This window comes from Lentzea sp. NBRC 105346, from assembly GCF_030269605.1.
Lineage (GTDB): Bacteria > Actinomycetota > Actinomycetes > Mycobacteriales > Pseudonocardiaceae > Lentzea.
The window spans coordinates 630,540-650,685 of the sequence record NZ_BSTQ01000001.1; the positions used below are offsets into that span (position 1 = coordinate 630,540).

A 20,146-nucleotide genomic window follows, 5' to 3' on the forward strand; every position below is an offset into this window, starting at 1 on the left:
TTACCGGTGAAATACTCCTGGCGTGGCTGAACGGATCATCGTGGCCAACGGGGTCGAGCTGTGCGTGGAGACGTTCGGCCGGCCGACCGACGACGCGATCCTGCTGATTCACGGCGCGTCGGCCTCGATGCTGTGGTGGGAGGACGAGCTCTGCGAGCGGATCGCGGCCGGGCGCCGGTACGTGATCCGGTTCGACAACCGGGACACGGGACGTTCGGTCAGCTACCCGGCGGGCGAGCCCGGCTACACGCTCGGCGACCTGGTGGACGACGCGATCGGTGTCCTCGACGAGCTGCACGTCGCTCGTGCGCACCTGGTCGGGCGGTCGATGGCCGGGGCGACGGTGCTCAAGGCGGCGCAGCTGTATCCGCGGCGCGTGCAGACGTTGACGCTCGTCACGACGACGTCGGGCGAGGAGGGGCTCTCGCCGATGGCTCCGGAGTTCGTCGAGTACGTGAGGCGAACGCCGTACGACATCGTCGAACACCTGGTCGGGTTGATGCGGGTGTACTCGAACAACTCCCCGTTTTTCGACGAACACGCGGTGCGCGCACTGTGCAAACGGGACATCGCGCGCACCAACGACATCGCGGCGTGCCTGACGAACCACTTCCTGATCGACTTCGGTGAGCCGCCCGACCTGACGGAGATCTACAAGCCGGTGCTGGTGGTGCACGGCGACAGCGACCCGGTGTTCCCGCTGGACCACGGGTACGCGTTGATCGACGCGCTGCCGCTGGCGGCGTTGCTGGTGCTGGAGCACACCGGGCACGAACTGCCCCGCTACACGTGGGACCGGTTCGTGCCGGCGTTGCTGCATCACACGGTCTGACCGATCACCACCGTCGCGTCCTCTTCGGACAGTACGCGCGCCGCCAAACCCGCCTGGGCGAAGCATTCCCGCAAAGCCGGGGCCTGGACGACCGAGGTCTCGATCAGCAGATGGCCGCCCGGCGCGAGCCACGACGGCGCCTCGCGGGCGACGCGGCGCTGGATGTCGAGCCCGTCGGTGCCGCCGTCGAGAGCCACCAGCGGTTCGTGGTCGCGTGCCTCGGGCGGCATGAGCGGGATGGCCGATGTGGGCACGTACGGCGCGTTGACGACGAGCACGGAGATGGTGCCGCGCAACGACTCCGGCAACGCCGCGTACAGGTCGCCCTCGAAGACGCGTGGCAGGTTGCGTCGCGCGCAGCGCACGGCGGCGGGGTCGACGTCGGCCGCGTACACCGAGGAGAACGGGCGCGCGGCGAGCAGTGCGGCGCCGACCGCGCCCGAGCCGCAGCACAGGTCGACGATCACCGCGTCGTCCGCGGCGACCGAAAGTGCCTGGCGCACCAGGAACTCCGTGCGGCGGCGCGGGACGAACACTCCGGGGTCGACGGCCACGCGCAGGCCGCAGAACTCGGCCCAGCCGAGCACGTGTTCCAGCGGCAGGCCCTCGACGCGCCGTTCGACCATGTCGTCGAGCTCGGCGGTGCTCCGTGCGGTGGAGATCAGCAGGCGGGCCTCGTCCTCGGCGAACACGCAGCCGGCCGCGCGCAGCCGCGCGACCACAGTGTCCTCACGCATCGATGCCCAGATCCGATATACCCAGCGCGGACATGGCCGCCTCGACGGAGGCCTCGCGCAGCTCGTCCTCGGGCGCGGTCGGGAACTGCACGGTGCAGTCCTGCATGCCGCCGAGCGCGACGACGGCGCGGGTGGCCTGGCGCAGTGTGGGTTCCTGGCCCCAGATGAGCACGGCGAGGCGTTCGCGCCAGGTGACGACGCGTTCGATCAGGCCGAGCTCGTTGAGTGTGGTCAGCTCGGTGAGCAGCAGCATGATGTCGAGCCGGTGGCGGTAGTGGAAGTCGAAGAACCCCTCCAGCAGCTCGCGCGGGGTGACCGAGTCGCGCTGTTCCATCTCGAGCAGGAACGCCTCGCCGTCGTCGATGACCGGCTGCACGATGCTGCGGACCAGCTCCTCGCGCGAGGCGAAGTGGTAGTAGAGCGCGGGCTTGGTGAGGCCGAGCTCGTCGGCGATCTCCTGGAGGCTGGTCTTCTGCACGCCCTTCTGGGCGAACAGCCCGCGCGCGACGGCGAGGATGCGCTGCTTGGTGTCTGACGGTCGTGGCACGGTCACAGAATAACTGACTTACCGGAAGGTAAAAACCGGTGTAGTCTTACCTTCCGTTAAGTAAGCGGAAGGGGGATGACATGCGGATTCTCATCTCGGGGGCGAGCATCGCCGGCCCGGTGCTCGCCTACTGGCTGACGCGGTACGGGCACGGGGTGACCGTGGTGGAGCGGTCGCCGGTGCTGCGCAAGACCGGCGGGCACGCGGTCGACCTGTTCGGGCCCGCGATGGAGATCTCGGAGCGCATGGGGGTGCTGCCGAAGATCGAGTCCATGGCCACCGGCACCGACCGGATGACCGTGTACCGCGACGGCGTGCGCAAGCCGACCACGGTCGACCTGACGAAGATCTTCCAGGCCACCTCGGACCGGCACGTCGAGATCATGCGCGACGACCTGAGCGAGATCTACTACGACGCCACCTTGAACGACGTCGAGTACGTGTTCGGCGACTCGATCACCTCGATCTCCGCCGATGGTGAGGTGTCGTTCGACAATGCCGAACAGCGTTCGTTCGACCTCGTCGTCGGCGCGGACGGGTTGCACTCCAACGTGCGCAACCTGGTGTTCGGTGAGGTCGACAAGCACTGGATCGGCGCGTATCTCGCGGTGTTGTCGGTGCCGAACACCGCCGGGCTCGCGGGCGAGATGCTCGGGCACCTGGCGGTCGGCCGCATGGTGGGCATCTACGGCGCCCGGCACCTGGGCGACGCGCGCGTGGTGATGTTGTTCCGCACCGGCCAGGAGCTGGACTACCACTACCGCGACACCGCGCGGCAGAAGCAGCTGCTGCGCGAGCAGCTCGCGGGGATGCACCCGGACGTGGACGGCTGGCTGGCGCAGCTGGACGACGGCGGCGCGTTCTACTTCGACTCGATCACCCAGCTGCGGCAGGACACGTGGTCGCGCGGCCGGGTCACGCTGGTCGGCGACGCGGCCTACTGCCCCGGCCCGGCGGTCGGCGGCAGCACGAGCATCGCGGTGATCGGCGCCTACGTGCTGGCCGGCGAGATCGCGCGGGCCGGTACCGACCACGCGAAGGCGTTCGCCGCCTACGAACGGGAGATGCTGCCGCTGGTGCGGGAGAGCCGGAAGATGGCCGCCACGATGGCGAAGACGATCATCCCGTCCTCGAGGTTCGGGATGTGGGCGCTGAGCCGGGGCGCGCAGCTCGTGACGGCGTTGCCCACGCCGGTCGCGCGGTGGCTGGCGAAGCTCAACTCCGGCGGCCTGCGGTCGCTGGACGAGTTCGTCGTACAGGACTACTCAAGTAGGTCAGATTCTGTCACCCATGCGTGACATGCTCGGCCCATGACCGACACGCCCGCCCGGCTGCTGCGCCTGTTGTCGTTGCTGCAGACACCACGCGAGTGGCCGGGCAGCGAGCTCGCCGACCGGCTCGGCGTCAGCATGCGCACGGTGCGCCGCGACGTCGACCGGTTGCGGGAGCTGGGCTATCCGGTCGAGGCGACGATGGGCGCGCTCGGCGGATATCGGCTGGTGGCGGGCACGGCGATGCCGCCGCTGCTGCTGGAGGACGACGAGGCGGTCGCGATCGCGGTCGGCCTGCGTTCGGCGCACGCGGTGGGCGGCGTCGAGGAGGCGGCGGTGCGGGCGCTGGCGAAGCTGGAGCAGGTGCTGCCGTCGCGGCTGCGGCGGCGGGTGGCGAACCTGCACGCGGCGACCGTGCCGATCGCGCAGGACGGGCCGGTGGTGGATCCCGAGGTGCTCACGACGATCTCCGGCGCGATCGCGAACCGGGAACGGCTGCGGTTCGCCTATCGCGCGAATTCCAGCGACGAAAAGCGGCACACCGAGCCGCATCGGCTGGTGTCGGCGGGCCGCCGCTGGTATCTGCTGGCGTTCGACCTGCGGCGCGATGACTGGCGGATCTTCCGGGTGGATCGGATGGCGGAGCCGTTCCCGACCGGTGCCCGTGCGACGCCACGGGAGCTGCCCGCGGACGCGGTCACCTACTTCACGCGGCGGATGTACTCCTCGGCACCGGTCTACGAGGCGGACCTGACGCTGCACACGGCCGCGTCGAACGTGCCGGACGGGGTCGGCGAGGTGACGCCGGTCGGCGACACGTCGTGCCGGCTGCGGATGGGTGCGGACACCCTGGACTGGCTGGCGCTGCGGGTGATCCAGCTGGGCTGTGACTTCGAGGTGCACTCGCCGCCCGAGCTCGTGGCGCGCTGCCACGAGCTCGGGCGGCGACTGTCAGACGCTTAGAACTGCAGGCTCCACTTGTCGAGGAACCCGGTGTCCTGGGCGTAGTTGTCCTTCACCCGCAGTTTCCACGTGCCGTTGGCGACCTCGCTGGAGGCGTCGACCGTGAAGGTCTGCAGCACGTTGTCCGCGCCGTCGCCGGTGGCGTAGTTCTTCAGCAGGTAGGTCGTGCCGTCCGGGGCGACCAGGTCGATGCGCAGGTCACCGCGGTAGGTGTGCTTGATGTCGACACCGACCTTGAGCGTGGCCGGCGCGTTGCCGGTCACGCCGGCCACGGTGACCGGCGACTCGATCTGGGCGAAGTCGCCGATCTGGAAGTCCGCGGCGTTCTCGAAGTACTTGCCGGGCGGGGTGGTGACGCCGCAGTACTGCTGTTCCTTGCCGATCGCCTCGTACGGGCAGTCGGCGCGGTCGAGCAGCTGCAGCACGGCGTCCTTGTTGCGCGAGGTCTGCGCGGGGATGACCTCGTCGGGCGGGTAGAACCCGCCGCCGCCGGACCCGCCGGGGTACATCTCGAAGGTGTAGGCGAACACGCCCTGGGTGCCCCACAGCCAGTCGGGGATGGTGCCGTCGGTGATGTAGAGGTCGCTGGACTGTTCGGGGGTGTAGCCGTTGGACTGCGCCATCGACCGCCCGATGGTGGCGAACGTGTCGTGCTGGTCCTGCGTGAGGCCCGGCGCGATGTCGTCGTAGGTCCAGCCCCACGGCCACAGGATCAGCTCGCTGTAGGTGTGGAAGTCGATGGACGCGGTGATCTGCTGCTTGCCGCCGACGTTGCGGCCGCGCACGAAGTCGGCGACGACCTTCACCTCGGGCGCGGACTCGGCGCTGGGACCGCGGTAGGTCTCACTGCCGGTGCTGCCACTGGAACCGCCGCAGCAGCCCCACTTGTAGTTCCAGTTGCGGTTGAGGTCGGTGCCGACGTTGGCCGAACCGGCGTTGGGCTGCCGGTTCTTGCGCCACGACCGGTAGCTGCCGGTGGCGATGTCGTACTCACCGCCGTCGGGGTTGACGTCCGGGACGATCCAGATCTCGCGGGTGTTCACCAGGTCGCGCACGCGGGTCTCGGTGCTCTCGGTGAACTGGTGGATCAGGTAGAGCGCCATCTCGACGGTCAGGTGCTCGCGCGCGTGCTGGTGCGCGGTGAACAGCACCTCGGGCTCGTTCTCGTCGGTCGCGACGTTGTCGCTGATCTTGAGCGCGATGATGTCGCGGTTCTCGTAGGACTTGCCGATGACCTGCTTGGTGATCAGGTCCGGGTGGGCCGCGACGACCTGGTTGATCTCCGCGGTCATCTCGGCGTAGTTGTGGTAGTTCGCGTCGGCGGCCGGGAAGTCGAACGGCCCGACGTCCGCGCCCGCCTCCAGGCGCTTGGGGACCTCGACGACGTCGAAGCCCTGTTGCCGCAGCGTGCGGACCTCGGCGCCGGTCGCGGTGATCACGACGACGCCGTGCTCCTCGACCTCGTCGATGGCGGCACCGGCCTTCGCGATCTGGCTGCGTTGTTCGACGGTGCGCACGCCACTGACGGCGTACTGCGTGGACTTCGTGTCACCGGGCGCCGCGCCACCGGGGGTGGTGATCGCGAGGACCGTGATCGCGGCGGCGGCCGCGGCGAGCAGGGATCTGCGTCTTCTCATGGGTGTTACCCCTTCTGACCATGGCAGGGACATGGACCTGAAAGAGATGTAAATGCCTGGTGGGCCCGTCTGTCATCCGCCATCCGAAGGGGACCATCTGGTGGAACGAATTTCTGTTATGCCAATTGGCAACAGTCGGGTAGGGTCTCCGTCGTGACACGGGGACGACCGCGCAAGGACCCGGAGACGCTGCAGCGATGGACCCCGCCCGAGGGGTGGTCGCGACTGGTCGCCTGGATCTCGCCGGAGGAGAAGAAGGCGCTCAAGCACGTCGCGGTGGACGCGAACGTGTCGGTGGCCGACCTGGTCCGGTCGCTGGCGAGTGGGCTCGCGAACGGGGTGATCACGCACGAGGAACTACTGGGGCACGTCAACAGGGGGAAACGGGTCATGGAGAAGATCCCGACGCTCTTCGAGAGAGACGAGCGGTTCAAGGTCGTCGACCGGCCGCGCGCCGAGTGCGCGTGGGTGTTCGACGGAGCCGGGGTGGGGACGGAGAAGCTCGACGGGACCAACGTCCGGCTCACCGTCCGCGCCGGGCAGTTGGTGCGGGTAGAGAAGCGGCGCAACCCGTCGAAGGCGCAGAAAGCGCAGGGGATCGTCGACGGCTGGTACGTCGACACCGTGGCGGACGCCGCCGAGGACAAGTGGATCCTGACGGCGGCGAACAACACCGACGTGTCGGCGTGGCCGGACGGGGAGCACCCGTGTGAGGCGCTCGGGCCGCGTATCCAGGGCAACGCGCTGGCGTTGGACGAGCACCTGTGCGTGCCGTTCAACACCGCGGCGCCGGTGTTCACGGAGGTGCCGCGCACGTACGGCGAGCTGCGGGACTTCCTCGCGGAGCTGGACAGCCGCTACGCGCCGGGGCACCTGGCCGAGGGGATCGTGTTCCACCACCCGGACGGGCGGCGGGCGAAGATCAAGCGCAAGGACTTCCCGGCTGCCTGACCGTTTCGGAAACGCTATGGGGGGAGCTTTGCCAGCGCTGACCGCTTGCAAAGCTCCCCCCATAGCGTTTCCGGGGTGAACGCGGGTGGGAGGGGCCGGGTGACATGGCCGACGTCGTGGCCTATCTGCGGCGGGTTCCGCTTGATACTGGAGGACATGGGTAAGACCTACGAGCGGATCGACGGCCGCCTGCGCGAGTTCATCGACAACCAGAAGATCTTCTTCGTGGCGTCCGCGCCGCTCGACGGCGACGGCCACGTCAACCTCTCACCCAAGGGCCGCGCGGGCACGTGGCAGGTGCTCGACGAGCGCACCGTGGCGTATCTGGACTTCGGCGGCAGCCACGCGGAGACGATCGCGCACCTGCGGGAGAACGGGCGGATCACGCTGATGTGGTGCGCGTTCGACGGTCCGCCGAACATCGTGCGCGTGCACGGGCGCGGTGAGCCGGTGTTCCGCGACGACCCGCGGTTCGACGAGCTGATCGCGCGGTTCCCGCCCGCGGCCGACGGTCCGGGGCTGCGCGCGGTGATCGTGGTGACGGCCAAGCTGATCAGCGACACGTGCGGGTTCGCGGTGCCGTTCATGGACTACCGCGAGGAGCGCTCGCTGCACGCCGACTACTTCGGGCGCACGTCCGATGCGGAGTTCCGCGCGTACTGCGAGTCCAAGGACCACAACGGTTCCAGCATCGACGGGCTGCCCGCGCTGCCCCTGCCGCTGCCGCCGCGTTAGCTCGACAAGAACCGGTCCAGCACGCGCACGCCGAAGTGCAGGCCGTCGACCGGGACGCGTTCGTCGACGCCATGCGCCATGGCGCGGTAGTCGAACCCGACCGGCAGCGACAGCGGTGAGAAGCCGTAGCAGTCGATGCCGAGCCGGCTGAACGCCTTGGCGTCCGTGCCGCCGCCCAGGCAGTACGGGACGACGACCGCACCGGGGTCCTCGTCGACGAGCGCGGCGGTCATCGCGGTGAACCACGGCGAGTCGATCGGCGCCTGCACGGGCGGCTGGTGTTCGAGGAACTCGCGGGTGACGTCCGGGCCGAGCAGCGAGTCGATGGTGTCGACGAGTTCGTCGACGGTGCCGGGCAGGGTGCGCACGTCAAGCTGCGCGGTGGCGGTGCCGGGGATGACGTTGACCTTGTACCCGGCCTGCAGCATGGTCGGCGTGGTCGAGTTGCGCACGGTGTTCTCCACCAGCGCGGCGGCGGGGCCGAGGCGGGCGATGGTCGCGTCGACGTCGGTGAGGTCGACCTCGACACCCAGTGCCTTGCCCGCGCCGACCAGGAACGCCTCGACCACGGGCGACAGCCGGACCGGGTGTTCGTAGGCGGCGATGCGGGCGAGGGCCTGCACGAGCTTGGTGACCGCGTTGGACGGGTTGCGCCGCGAACCGTGCCCGGCGCGGCCGGTGGCGGTGAGCCGCAGGTGCGAGGTGCCTCGTTCGGCGGCGCCGATCGGGTAGAGCCGGGTCCCGTCGACGTGGAACGAGAAGCCGCCGGACTCGCTGATCGCGGCCTGGCAGCCGGCGAAGTACTGCGGGTGGTGCTCGACGAGCCAGTGCGCGCCGAACTCGCCCTGGTCCTCCTCGTCGGCGACGAACGCGAGCACGATGTCGCGCCGCGGCCGCCGGCCCGTCGCGGCCCAGTCCGCGACGACGGCCAGCGTCATCGCGGCCATGTCCTTCATGTCGACCGCGCCGCGGCCCCACACGTAGCCGTCGCGGACCTCACCGGAGAACGGGTGCACGGTCCACTCGGCCGGGTCGGCGGGCACGACGTCGAGGTGCGCCTGCACCAGCAGCGCCGGCAGTTCCGGGTCCGTGCCGGGGATGCGCGCGAGCACGTTGGTGCGCCGCGGCGCCGGTTCCAGCAGGGTCGGGCGCACGCCCGCGGCGTCCAGGCGGGCGGCGACGAACTCGGCGGCCTCCCGTTCGCCCTCCGACGCGCCGCCGCCGCGGTTCGTGGTGTCGAACCGGATCAGCCGCGCGCACAGGTCCACGACATCGGTCGTCATACCTCAACCGTATCTGTCCGCGTCAGGTGGAATCTTGACTATCCGTAGATGCCCTCGATCGCGCCCGCGGCGATGGCGGTCACGATCTTGAACGCCTTCATGGCCTCGGTCATCGACGGCGCGTCGAACCCTACGCGGCGCACTGCGAGCTGCTCGACGGTGGGGATGACCGCGGCGGCGTCGGCGAGGTGCGCGGCGTCGAACTCGACCTCGATGCGGTGTGCCTCGACGATGCCGCTGCCGCGTCCGGCCCGGTGCATCGAGGCTGTCGCGGCCTCGGCGATCCGCTCGGCGGACACCTCGGGCGGCAGGCAGATCGCCGCGTAGCGGCTGACGCACTCCTTGACCGCGACGAGCTCGGCGCCGGGCGCGTAGTCCGCGGCGTCCTCGCAGGTCCGGTCGTCACCGGTGACGAGCAGGACCGGCACGCCGTACTCGGCGGCGAGCGCGGCGTTGAGCCTGCCCTCGGAGGCGTGCACGCCGTCGAGCCACACGCCGGTGATCGAGTTCTCCAGGTAGGTGTGGGCGAGCACACCCTGGGCGCCGGCGGCGGCGTGGTAGCCGAGGAACACCACGCCGTCCAGGCCGGTGTCGACGCCCTGCATCATCGACAGGGGCTTGTGGCGGCCGGTCAGCAGCCGGGCGCGCGGGTCGACGTCCTCGAGCAGGACATTGCGCTGTGAGCTGTGCGCCTCGTTGACCAGCACGCCGGTCGCGCCCGCCGCCGCCAGGCCGCGCACGCAGGCGTTGACGTCGCCGGTGAGGAGCTTGCGGAACCGCTGCCACTGCTCGGTTCCCGGTAGAACGTCCGCTGTCCACGTGACGCCCGACGCGCCTTCCATGTCCGCCGAGATCATGATCCGCACCCGAGTAACGTAGCCCGTGATCGCTGGGGAGAGGGGTCACACAATGCGGGCGATAGCGCTCAGGTTCACGGCTGCCGTCATGGCCTTCACGTTCACAGGGAGTGTTCCGGCCGTAGCGGACGGTCCCGTCACGTTGAAGGTCGCGATCGTGCAGCAGATCGACTCGATGAACCCGTTCCTCGCGGTGTTCCAGTCGAGCACGGAGATCGGCCGGCTGATGTACGACCCGCTCACCACCTACGCGCAGGACGACCAGCGCGTGGTGGAGGCGGTCGCGGCGAAGTGGGAGCCGTCGCCGGACAAGCTGACGTGGACGTTCACCGTGCCGGGCGGCAAGAAGTGGAGCGACGGGCAGCCGATCACCTCGCGCGACGTCGCCTTCACCTACAACCTGATGCTGACCAACGAGACCGCGCGCACCGCGAACGGCAGCTACGTCGCGAACTTCGAGTCCGTCACCGCGCCGGACGAGCAGACCGTGGTGATCAAGACCAAGGCGCCACAGGTGACGATGACGGCACTGGACGTCCCGATCGTCCCGGAGCACAAGTGGTCCTCTGTCTCGGACCTGAAGAACTACCGCAACGAGGATTTCCCGGTCGTCGGCTCCGGGCCGTTCATCCTGACCGACCACAAGCCCGGCGAGTTCATCAAGCTCAAGGCCAACAAGGACTACTGGCGCGGCGCGCCGAAGTACGACGAGCTGCACTTCGTGTACTTCAAGAACTCCGACGCGGCGGTGCAGGCGCTGGCCAAGGGCGAGATCGACCTGGTCAACCGGATGGCGCCCGCGCAGTTCGACTCGTTGCAGGGCAAGGAAGGCGTCGAACGCAACAAGGCGCGCGGCCGCCGGTTCAACGAGCTGCTGGTCAACCCCGGCGCGCAGAACAAGTCCGGTCAGTTCATCGGCGACGGCAACCCCGTTCTGCGCGATGTGCGGGTGCGGCGGGCCATCGCGCAGTCGATCGACCTCGAGAGCCTGGTCAAGCGGGTGTCGCTGGGGTACGCGGAGATCGGGACCGGGATCGTGCCGCCGGTGTTCGAGAAGTACCACTGGGAGCCGGCGCGGCGCCGGGCGTTCGACCCGGCGGCGGCTCGGGCGGCGCTGGACGCGGCCGGATATCCGCTGCGGGACGGGACGCGGTTCTCGTTGCGGCTGATGGGCCGCTCGGGCCGTGCGTACGACGAGCAGGCGTCGGAGTACATCAAGACGTCGCTGGCCGATGTGGGCATTCGCGCCGAGGTGCAGCTGGTGTCGGACGACCAGCTGAATCAGGCGACGACCGCGGCGACGTACGACCTGGCGTTCAGCGGGTGGGGTGCGAACGTGGACCCGGACTTCATCCTGGGGCTGCACACGTGCGCGCAGCGGCCGGGCCCGGACGGGACGGGTGGCACGACCGACTCGTACTTCTGCGATGCGGAGTACGACGCCCTGTACGCGCAGCAGCTCTCGGAGTTCGACGAGGCTCGCCGGATCGATCTGGTGAAGCGGATGCAGGAGCGGTTCTACGACCAGGTGCCCTCGGTCGTGCTGTCGTACGAGAACGCCCTGGAGGCGTATCGGGGCGACCGGTTCTCTCGTTTTCCCGTTCAGCCCGCCAACGGTGGCGTCATCATGGCCCAGAACGGCGTGTGGGGTTACTACGGTGCGGTGCCCGCTCTCGCGGCGAGTTCGTCGGGTGGGGTTTCGGGTGTGGTGATCGGGATCGCCGTGGTGGCTGTGCTGGTACTGGTGTCCGGGGTGCTCGTGGCGCGGCGGCGCCGGGTGACGGCGGAGGAGCGCGAGTGAGGATCGCCGGGAAGCTCCTGGGGGCGGGGGTGAGCCTGGGGATGATCGTCGTCCTCGGGTTCCTCCTGTTCCGGGTGATCCCCGGCGACCCGGTCGTCTCGTGGGCGCGGGGCCGCCCGGTGACGCCGGAGATGCTGGCGTCGATGCGGTCTTCATACGGGCTGGACAAGCCGTTGTTCGTCCAGTTCCTGTCGTATGCCGGCGGGCTGCTGCACGGCGACATGGGCCAGTCGTTCTCCTACAACCGGCCGGTGCTGGACGTGATCGGCGAGCGGGTCGGGCCGACGCTGCTGCTGGTCGGCACCTCCACGGTGATCGCGGTGATTCTGGGGCTGTGGCTGGGGATCCGGTCGGCGTGGCGGCGTGCCTCGACGTTCGACCGGGTGTCCACGTCGGTGGCGCTGGCGTTGTGGTCGACGCCGACGTTCTGGCTCGGGATGCTGCTGATGATCGCCACCGGGGACCTGTTCCCCAGCCGGGGTATGCGCGACACGGACACCGCCCCTGACTTCGTGTCGCAGTCGCTGGACGTGGCGCATCACCTGGTGCTGCCGTCGGTGACGTTCGTGGCGGTGGTGTACGCGCAGTACCAGCTGGTGATGCGGTCGTCGATGCTGGAGGAGATGCACGCGCCGTACCTGACGACCGCGCGGGCCAAGGGCCTGCGTGACGACCTGGTGCGGCGCCGGCACGCGGTGCCCAACGCGCTGCTGCCGGCGGTGACGCTGGTGTTCCTGCATCTGGGGCTGGTGGTGGCGGGGGCGATCACGACGGAGACGGTGTTCACGTGGCCGGGGCTGGGGCTGTTGTTCTACGACGCCCTGTCCGGGCTCGATCTGCCGTTGCTGCAAGGACTTCTGGTGGTGACCGCGGGAGCGGTGGTGGTGATGAACCTGCTGGCAGACCTGCTGTACGGGGTGCTCGATCCTCGGGTGCGTGCGGCATGAGGTGGCGTGAACGGGCCGTTCACTCGCGCTTGTCGCGTTTCCCCGCAACTTTTGCGTGCCAGAATTCGTTCCGCGAGGAAGGAAGCGCGGGGGGCAGCGGGCGGACGGGACTTCGGTGAGCGTCGTCTGGGAACGTCGGAGGACGGCGCTACGCTCCGGGTGGCGGGAGTTCACCGCCCAGCGTTCCGGGGTGGCCGGTCTGGTGGTGCTGGGCGTGGCGGTGGCGGTCGCCGTGCTCGGGCCGCTGCTGACCGGTGCGTCCGCTTTGGACGTGACACGGGTGGAGGCGGCCGCGTGGGAGCCGCCGGGGCCGGGTCACTGGCTGGGCACCGACCACACCGGACGGTCGGTGGCGCTGCTGGTGCTGAACGGCACGGGCGCCTCGATGCTGGTGGGGCTGACGGCGGCGGCGTTGTCCGTGGCGATCGGTACGCTCGTCGGGATCGCATCCGGTCACTTCCGGGGCTGGCCGGCCTCGGCGCTGATGCGGGTCACGGACTTCTTCCTGGTCGTCCCGCAGCTGGTGCTGGCGATCGCGCTGTCGGCGGTGCTGCCGCGCGGCCTCGGGACGATCGTGCTGGCGATCGGCCTGACCTCCTGGCCGGCGACCGCGCGGGTGGTGCGCGCGCAGACCCTCGCCGTGGAGGCGCGCCCGTACGTCGAGCGCGCGCACGCCCTGGGCGGCGGGCACCTGCACGTGATCGCTCACCACGTCGTGCCCGCGGTGCTGCCGCTGGTGCTGGTGAACACCACGCTGGCCGTCGCGTCGTCGATCGTCTCGGAGTCCACGCTGGCGTTCCTGGGTCTGGGTGACCCGACGCACCTGTCGTGGGGAACCCTGCTGCACCAGGCGCAGCTGTTCGGCGCGGTCTCGAAGGAGGCGTGGTGGTTCCTGCTGCCGCCGGGTCTGGGGATCATGGGGCTCGTGCTGGCGTTCACGCTGGTCGGGCGGGCTCTGGAGACGGTGATCAACCCGAGGTTGCGATCATGACGCCCGACACCGCGGCTGTGGCCGCCAATTCCGCTTGCGGCTCTCATCCGGGCTCCGGCTCCGGCTCCGGCTCTGACTCGGACGCCGGTTCCGGTTCCGGTTCCGCGGCGATCTTGGAGCTGCGCGGTCTCACCGTCCACTATGGATCGCGCGCCGCGGTGCGGGACGTGTCGCTGTCGCTGGCCGAGGGGCAGACGCTGGGGCTGGCGGGCGAGTCCGGGTCCGGCAAAACCACGGTCGGTTTGTCTGTTTTGCGACTTTTGCCCAAATCTGCGTCGGTCAGCGGCGAGGTGTTGCTCGACGGCCAGGACGTGGGCGCGATGTCGTGGGGCCGGCTGCGGGCGGCGCGGTGGGCGCAGGCGTCGGTCGTGTTCCAGGGGGCGATGCACGCGTTGAACCCGGTGCGCCGGGTGGGGGACCAGATCGCCGAGCCGATGGCGCTGCACGGGGTGTCCGGGTCGGTGGCCGAGCTGCTGGACCAGGTGGAGCTGCCGGCGGCGAAGGCGCGGTCGTACCCGCACGAGCTGTCGGGCGGCCAGAAGCAGCGGGTGATGATCGCGATGGCGCTGGCGTGCTCGCCGCGGTTGATCATCGCGGACGAGCCGACGACGGCGCTGGACGTGATCGTGCAGGCGCAGGTGCTCGGGTTGTTGCGGCGTCTGGTGGCCGAGCGCGGGCTGAGTCTGCTGATGATCAGTCACGACCTGTCGGTGCTGACGACCACGTGCGACGACCTGGCGGTGATGCACCAGGGCGAGATCGTCGAACGGGGCCGCGCGGCCGAGGTGATCGCATCGCCCGCGCATCCGCACACTGCGGCTTTGGCGGCGGCGTTCCCGACGGTCGGCGCGCCGGAGTTCCGCTATGTCGAACGCTGTTCGACGTTGCCGACTTTGTTGTCGGTTGAGGACCTCCGTGTGTCGTTCGGTTCGACAATGGCGGTCGACGGCGTGTCGCTGGAGGTGGGGCGCGGCGAGATCGTGGCGTTGGTAGGGGAGTCGGGGTCGGGGAAGACGACGCTGGCGCGGACGATCATGGGTCTGCAGCGGCCGTCCTCCGGTCGGGTGATCTTCGACGGGGTTCCGATCCCGTCGGGCGGCAAGGCGTTGAAGGCGTACCGGCGGCAGGTGCAGCTGGTGCTGCAGGACCCGTCGAGCGCGTTGAACCCACGGCATTCCGTGTACGAGGCGGTGGCCGAGGGCCTGCGCATCCACGGCATTCCCGGCGATGAGGAATCGCTGGTCAAGGACGCTGTCGAGCGGTCGGAACTGCGTCCGGCCGAGGTGTACCTTTCGTCCCTTCCGCACGAACTGTCCGGTGGGCAGCAGCAGCGGGTGGTGATCGCCGGGGCACTGGCGCTGCAGCCGCGGTTGCTGATCGCCGACGAGCCGGTCGCCTCGCTCGACGCCTCGGTGCGCGGGGAGATCCTGGCGCTGCTGCTCCGGTTGCGGCGCGAACTCGAGCTGGCAGCATTGATCATCACGCACGACCTGGGGCTGGCGTGGAACATCGCGGACCGGGTTGCCGTGATGTACCAAGGCCGGATCGTTGAACAGGGCACGGTGGAACAGGTGCTGTTGGACCCTCGTCATGAGTACACGCGCAGGCTGCTGGCCGCGGTGCCGAGCACGACACGCGCGTGATCCCGATCGAACACGCCCGGTACCGGGCCGCGTTGACGCCTGCGGAGATCGGCCGCGGCGGCGCCGACGGCTGGGTCGAGGTGCACGACGTGCCGACGCTCGCGTGGTGGCTGTGGAACGACCTCGGTCAACCGCCCGGTGTGCTGGGCGAGCTGGCCGAGGCGACCGAGCCGGAGCACATCCTGGAGTTGTGCCGGGTCCTCGCGGTGACGTCGCGGGGCGACACGGCGGCGGTGTGGCGTTACTTAGCAGCGGACTGGAGCGGCACGGGCGAACGGTCCGACGGGCGGCAGCGGTTCCTGCTGGACCGGGCGATGCGTGGTGAGGGCATGAACTGGCGGTCGTTCTCGGCGTTGATGGGCACCGACCGGCCGGAGGACGTCGCCGCGGCGTTCGCCCGCGACGAGGATCTCGTCGGGGTGTCGGTGATCGGGCTGGCGATGTCCTATCCGGACCCGTGGATCGTGCTGCCGTTCGTGGCGCGCGCGATGGACCACAACCGGATCGAGGTGCGCGAGCAGGGCGCGACGGCGCTGGCACATGTGTTGCGGATTCACGGTGTGGTGTCGCCGGAGTGCCTGGAGGTGCTGCGCCGTTACCCCAACCAGCAGGCGGAGGACGACCTGTGGACGTTCATCCCGCATCGCCGGCTGCCGCTGTGGCTGTGGTGGCGGGTGCTGGTCTCGTGAAGGTCGCGATCAGCAGGCCCGGTTCGGGTTCGATCGTGCCGGCGCGTTCGAACCCGAGGCGTTCGTAGAGGGTGATCGCCGGGGTGTTGAGCGCCCCGGTGGCGACGGTGGTCGCGTGCGGCACCGCGGTGACGAGCGCGCGGGCGTGGCCGCGGCGGAAGTGCGCGGGGTCGACGCACAGCCGGTCGATGTCGGTCCCGTCGTACGCGAGGAACGCCACCGGCAGGCCGTCGTCGCCGGTCACGCCGATCCAGGTGAGCGGCTGCGCGCACATCTCGTCGAGGGACTCGTGCAATGGCGGGATGTTGTCGTTGCCGATGAGGCCGGCTTCGATCCGGTATGCGGCCAGCTGGATGCGGTGCACGCGTGCGGCGACCTCGTCGTCGGTGAGGTCGAGCTCGACGACCCGGCCGCTCATCGCCTTGATCGCCACGTGGTCGCGCAGCGCACGGGCCCTGCTCAGTGCGTCGGTGAACATCACGCGGTCATCGGTGATGCGGGCGCGGGTGAGCTGGATGTAGAGGCGGGTCTGCTCCGGCCCGTACCACCCGGACGGGCACTCCGACCATGCCAGGTCGCACAACTCCCGCGCCGCACCGAGCTCGCCCCGGCCGAGCGCGACCTCCGCCATCGCCAGGTGGATGTTGGCCAGCGACGCGTTCGCCCCGGCCCGGCGTGCGAGCCGCACCGCGGTGTCGAAATCGGCGTCCTCCCCGAGCGCGGCCGCGGCCCTCGCGCGTGTGCACAACAGGTCCGCCAGATCTTCGGCGGCGTCGAGCTGCTCCATCAGCTCCCGCGCCTCGTCGGCCTTGGCGATCGCCTCCCGCGGCCGCCCTTCGCGCAACGCGATCTCGGCCAGCTGTGACAACCCGAGCGACGCACCCCACCGATCCCCGATCGCCCGGAACCGCTCCACGCCGTCCGCGAGTTTCCGTTGCGCGGCAACGGGATTCTGCTCCTGCAGTCCCGCGCCGAGGTCCGCGAGCGCCAGGCTCCACGGGTCGTCGCCGAGCAGCTCGTAGCGGCGTTCCATCTGGTCCTCGCCGACGCCGGTGGGCGCACCCGTCGCCATACCCCAGATCATCGTCATGATCGGATACCGCGGCGGCGCGACCATCGCACCCGTGAGCCGCTCGGTCAGCGCGCGCCGCGCCCGCTGGTCGCCGACCGCGACCGGCCACGCGATGAGCAACGCCATCGCGTACTCGACCTCCATGCCCGGCAAGGGTTTCTCGCCCGTGGCGCGCAGGAACTCATCCGCCAGCCGCGCCGCCTCCGTGCGCAGACCGCGAAACCACCAGTACGTCGTCAGCGCCGCGATCAACTCCAGCGCGAGCCGGTGATCATGCCCGATCGCCCACCGCACCGCGGCCGTCAGGTTGTCGTGGTCCGCCGCGAGCCGCCGTAGCCACTCGAGCTGCTCGCCGCGCCGCAGGTGCGGCTCCGCTTCGCGCGCCAGGTCCAGGAAGTACCGAGCGTGGTGCGTTCTGTCCGTTTCATCCGAAATGCCCGTTTCCTGGGTGGCGCAGAACGCGCGGATCGTGTCGAGCATGCGGTAGCGGTCACCGGTGAACTCCACGAACGACTTCTCGACCAGAGCGTCCACATCGGACGACCCGCACACGGCGGCGATGGCGTCGAGCGAGGCGCCACCGGTGAACACCGTCAGCCGGGCGGCGAGCCGCTGTTCGGCTGGTGTGAGGAGATCCCAGCTCCACTCGACCACGGCCTGCAGTGTGCGGTGCCGGGGCGCCGCGGTGCGGCTGCCGCGGGACAGCAACGCGAACCGGTCGTCCAGCCGCGCCGCGATCTCCGTCAGCGGCAGGGACCGCACCCGCGCCGCGGCGAGCTCGATCGCCAGCGGCATGCCGTCCAGCGCCGCGCAGATCCGCTCGACCACACCGGCGTCCAGCACGACGTCCGGGCGGACCGCCACGGCCCGGTCGGTGAACAACCGCACCGCCGGCGCCGGCTCCAGCGGCGGGACCGGGCACAGCGTCTCGCCGGTGATGCCGAGCGCTTCGCGGCTCGTGGCGAGGACCCGCAAATTCAGGCACGCCGCCAGCAGCGCGTCCACCACGGTAGCGGCTTCGGCCACCACGTGTTCGCAGTTGTCCACAACCAGCAGCACCGGCCGGTCGGCCAGCGCTGCGACCAACCGATCCATCGGGTCGACCGGTCCACCCGGCGACAGCAGACCGGCCTCCCGCACGCCCACCGCGGACAGCACCGCTCTGGCCACCGCCCCTGGCCCGCCCCCCGCGCTTCCTCTTTGCGGGACGCCCGAGGTTGCTTCCGGTGCCACGGTTGGTCGCGTCAACGGGCCGTTGACCACACCCAAATCCACGAAGAACACATCGTCAGGCTCCTGACCAGCGGTTTCGATCGCGAGCCTCGTCTTGCCCGCGCCACCGGGACCGATCAGCGTCACCAGACGCGACTCGCCCAGCCACTTCCCGACCCGCCGCACGTCGTCCGCCCGCCCCACGAACGACGTCAGCTGCGCCGGCAGCCGCCGCTGCGAACCACGCAGCACCTCCAGGTGCGCGGCCGCGAGCACGGGGGACGGGTCGACCCCCAGCTCGTCGGCGAGCAACCGCCGCGCCTCGAAGAACACCTCCAGCGCCTCCGCCGACCGGCCCGCCAGAGCCAGCGCCCGCATCAACGCCGCGCGCAGCGGCTCGTGCAACGGATGCTCCCGCACCGCCTCCGTCAGCCGTTCGACATCGCCGAACGCCATCAGGACCGAGAGTCGCAGTTCCTCCAGCTGCGCCCGCGCGTCGGCGACGAACGGCGCGTCCACGTCCGACAATGCCGAACCGCGCCACAACGACAGCGCCTCGGCGACGCGTCCGTTCGACAGGGCCGCACGGCATTCGGCAATGTCGACCGACGCGGCGGGAATCCGATACCCGGCCACACTGTGTTCGACCACCAGCGAGGGCAGCAGCCGCCGCAACCGCGACACCTGCGACTGCAACGCGTTCGAGGCGTTCGCGGGCACATCGTCGCCATAGAGCCCGTCGATCAACCGGGAGTGACTCACCACGGTCCCGGCGTCCAGAACCAGCATCGCGAGCAGAGCGCGCAGGCGCGGCGCACCGATCGGAACGAGCGTCCCGTCGGCGAGCCGCGCCTGCACCGGCCCCAGCAGGCCGAACCACATCACGAACAGAGGCCCCGATAGATGATCTGCTCCACCACCAGCGCCTTCGCGTCCGCGTAGTCCTGCCCGTACTCCCACACCCGCGCGGCCAGCGAACGCTTCGTCTGCTCGTACAACGCCCGATCATCGGCATCGGCCCGCAGCTGGTCACGGAACACCAGCAGCCGATCGATGTCCTCGGCACCGGGGGACACCACGTGCACGTGCGTCTCGACATCCGAACGCTTCAGCAGCCGGTGCCCAGGACTCCGGTGCGACAACCAGAACCCCTCCGCCTGCAACGCGGGCACATAGGACGACTCATCAGCCGAATCCGGCACCACCAGCAGAATGTCGATGACCGGCTTCGCCGCCAGCCCCGGCACCGCCGTCGACCCCACATGCTCGACCCGCACACCATCACCGAGCGCCGCACGGATCCGGCCCGAAAGCTCCGCGTACAACGCCGGCCACGACTCCGAATACGGAGCAATGTGGATGGTCGAGTTCAGCTTCTCGCGCGGCACCACATGCTCGACCGGCGACGACGGCTCGATCGACGCCCGGATGATCCGATCATGGATCTCCCGGACCACCGCCCCCTTCGCGTCCGCGTACTCCTGGATGTACTCCCACTCGCGCGCCGCCAGCGCACGCTTCTCCCGCTCGTACAACAACCGGTCGTCGTCATGCGTCCGCAACCAGTCCCGGAACTGCAGATGCCGCTTGATCTGCGCACACCCCACCGGAAACACGTGCAGGTTGATGTTCGTGTCCGGCCCCTTCAGCAACCGGTGCCCGTGCCAGTCGGTCTCCCGGATCGTCAGCCGATAACCGGCGCTCTCCAGCGGAACGACATAGGAGTCCTCATCCTCGGCGTCCGCGACCACCATCATGATGTCGATGATCGGCTTCGCCGCCAGCCCCGGCACCGACGTCGACCCCATGTGCTCCAGCAGCACGACATCACCGAGAACCTCCCGGATCCGCGCCTCCTCACGCACGAACAACGACGGCCACCCCGGCGAGTAGTCCGCCAGGTCCACCGTCGCGTTCAACTTCGGCCGACCGCCCACATAGATGTCCGACACGATCCCATTCCTCCCCAGGTAGGCAG

At 69.8% G+C, this 20,146-nt stretch carries 17 protein-coding genes; 10 read left to right on the top strand and 7 right to left on the bottom strand.

What is annotated here, in order from left to right; translation table 11 throughout:
- The first annotated feature begins 22 nt into the window (after positions 1-22).
- Positions 23-832, top strand: a complete 810-nt coding sequence (locus QSK35_RS02390) for an alpha/beta fold hydrolase (RefSeq protein WP_285741748.1) — start codon at positions 23-25, stop codon at positions 830-832.
- Here the strand turns inward: QSK35_RS02390 and QSK35_RS02395 are convergent.
- A complete protein-coding gene (locus QSK35_RS02395; RefSeq protein ID WP_285741749.1) occupies positions 820-1,569 on the bottom strand; it encodes a putative protein N(5)-glutamine methyltransferase in 750 nt (249 codons plus the stop codon). The genes QSK35_RS02390 and QSK35_RS02395 overlap by 13 nt on opposite strands.
- Positions 1,562-2,116, bottom strand: a complete 555-nt coding sequence (locus QSK35_RS02400) for a TetR/AcrR family transcriptional regulator (RefSeq protein WP_285741752.1) — start codon at positions 2,114-2,116, stop codon at positions 1,562-1,564. The genes QSK35_RS02395 and QSK35_RS02400 overlap by 8 nt, the downstream gene beginning before the upstream one ends.
- An 80-nt stretch (positions 2,117-2,196) precedes the next feature.
- On the opposite strand from QSK35_RS02400, the gene QSK35_RS02405 reads away from it, so the two are divergent.
- Together QSK35_RS02405 and QSK35_RS02410 are read left to right on the top strand one after the other, a co-directional pair.
- Positions 2,197-3,414 (top strand): FAD-dependent monooxygenase, encoded by a 1,218-nt coding sequence (locus QSK35_RS02405; RefSeq protein ID WP_285741754.1) that lies wholly within the window; start codon positions 2,197-2,199, stop codon positions 3,412-3,414.
- 12 nt (positions 3,415-3,426) lie between these two features.
- Positions 3,427-4,350, top strand: a complete 924-nt coding sequence (locus tag QSK35_RS02410; protein WP_285741756.1) for a helix-turn-helix transcriptional regulator — start codon at positions 3,427-3,429, stop codon at positions 4,348-4,350.
- Here the strand turns inward: QSK35_RS02410 and QSK35_RS02415 are convergent.
- Complete coding sequence (locus QSK35_RS02415; protein WP_285741758.1) at positions 4,347-5,987, bottom strand: M14 family metallopeptidase; 1,641 nt, start codon at positions 5,985-5,987, stop codon at positions 4,347-4,349. The two genes, QSK35_RS02410 and QSK35_RS02415, sit on opposite strands and share 4 nt — an antisense overlap.
- Positions 5,988-6,140: 153 nt before the next feature.
- Here QSK35_RS02415 and QSK35_RS02420 point away from each other — a divergent pair, with 153 nt between their 5' ends.
- A complete protein-coding gene (locus QSK35_RS02420; protein ID WP_285741760.1) occupies positions 6,141-6,938 on the top strand; it encodes a hypothetical protein in 798 nt (265 codons plus the stop codon).
- Positions 6,939-7,094: 156 nt separating this feature from the next.
- A complete protein-coding gene (locus QSK35_RS02425) occupies positions 7,095-7,673 on the top strand; it encodes a pyridoxamine 5'-phosphate oxidase family protein (RefSeq protein ID WP_285741761.1) in 579 nt (192 codons plus the stop codon).
- On the opposite strand, the gene QSK35_RS02430 is transcribed toward QSK35_RS02425, so the two are convergent.
- Both QSK35_RS02430 and QSK35_RS02435 read right to left on the bottom strand, forming a co-directional pair.
- Positions 7,670-8,956, bottom strand: a complete 1,287-nt coding sequence (locus QSK35_RS02430) for a M20/M25/M40 family metallo-hydrolase (protein ID WP_285741762.1) — start codon at positions 8,954-8,956, stop codon at positions 7,670-7,672. The genes QSK35_RS02425 and QSK35_RS02430 overlap by 4 nt on opposite strands.
- A gap of 38 nt (positions 8,957-8,994) precedes the next feature.
- On the bottom strand, positions 8,995-9,822 hold the full coding sequence (locus tag QSK35_RS02435; protein WP_285741763.1) for a M55 family metallopeptidase: 828 nt from the start codon (positions 9,820-9,822) through the stop codon (positions 8,995-8,997).
- Between the two features lie 79 nt (positions 9,823-9,901).
- Between QSK35_RS02435 and QSK35_RS02440 the strand changes: the two genes are divergently transcribed.
- From QSK35_RS02440 to QSK35_RS02460, 5 genes are all read left to right on the top strand, one after another.
- Positions 9,902-11,614, top strand: coding sequence for an ABC transporter substrate-binding protein (locus QSK35_RS02440; RefSeq protein ID WP_285741765.1), 1,713 nt, complete (start codon positions 9,902-9,904; stop codon positions 11,612-11,614).
- On the top strand, positions 11,611-12,561 hold the full coding sequence (locus QSK35_RS02445; protein ID WP_285741767.1) for an ABC transporter permease: 951 nt from the start codon (positions 11,611-11,613) through the stop codon (positions 12,559-12,561). The genes QSK35_RS02440 and QSK35_RS02445 overlap by 4 nt, the downstream gene beginning before the upstream one ends.
- 115 nt (positions 12,562-12,676) lie before the next feature.
- Positions 12,677-13,552, top strand: coding sequence for an ABC transporter permease (locus tag QSK35_RS02450; protein ID WP_285741769.1), 876 nt, complete (start codon positions 12,677-12,679; stop codon positions 13,550-13,552).
- Positions 13,549-15,195: an ATP-binding cassette domain-containing protein gene (locus QSK35_RS02455; RefSeq protein ID WP_285741770.1), complete on the top strand. Its 1,647-nt coding sequence runs from the start codon at positions 13,549-13,551 to the stop codon at positions 15,193-15,195. Before QSK35_RS02450 ends, QSK35_RS02455 begins: the two co-directional genes overlap by 4 nt.
- The gene (locus QSK35_RS02460; protein ID WP_285741772.1) at positions 15,192-15,884 is read left to right on the top strand and encodes a hypothetical protein; all 693 of its coding nucleotides are present in this window, start codon (positions 15,192-15,194) and stop codon (positions 15,882-15,884) included. The genes QSK35_RS02455 and QSK35_RS02460 overlap by 4 nt, the downstream gene beginning before the upstream one ends.
- On the opposite strand, the gene QSK35_RS02465 is transcribed toward QSK35_RS02460, so the two are convergent.
- Both QSK35_RS02465 and QSK35_RS02470 read right to left on the bottom strand, forming a co-directional pair.
- Entirely contained in the window at positions 15,829-19,050 is a 3,222-nt protein-coding gene (locus QSK35_RS02465) for a GNAT family N-acetyltransferase (RefSeq protein WP_285742450.1), read from the bottom strand. The two genes, QSK35_RS02460 and QSK35_RS02465, sit on opposite strands and share 56 nt — an antisense overlap.
- Positions 19,050-20,120, bottom strand: coding sequence for a GrpB family protein (locus QSK35_RS02470; protein ID WP_285741774.1), 1,071 nt, complete (start codon positions 20,118-20,120; stop codon positions 19,050-19,052). The genes QSK35_RS02465 and QSK35_RS02470 overlap by 1 nt, the downstream gene beginning before the upstream one ends.
- Positions 20,121-20,146 lie beyond the last annotated feature (26 nt).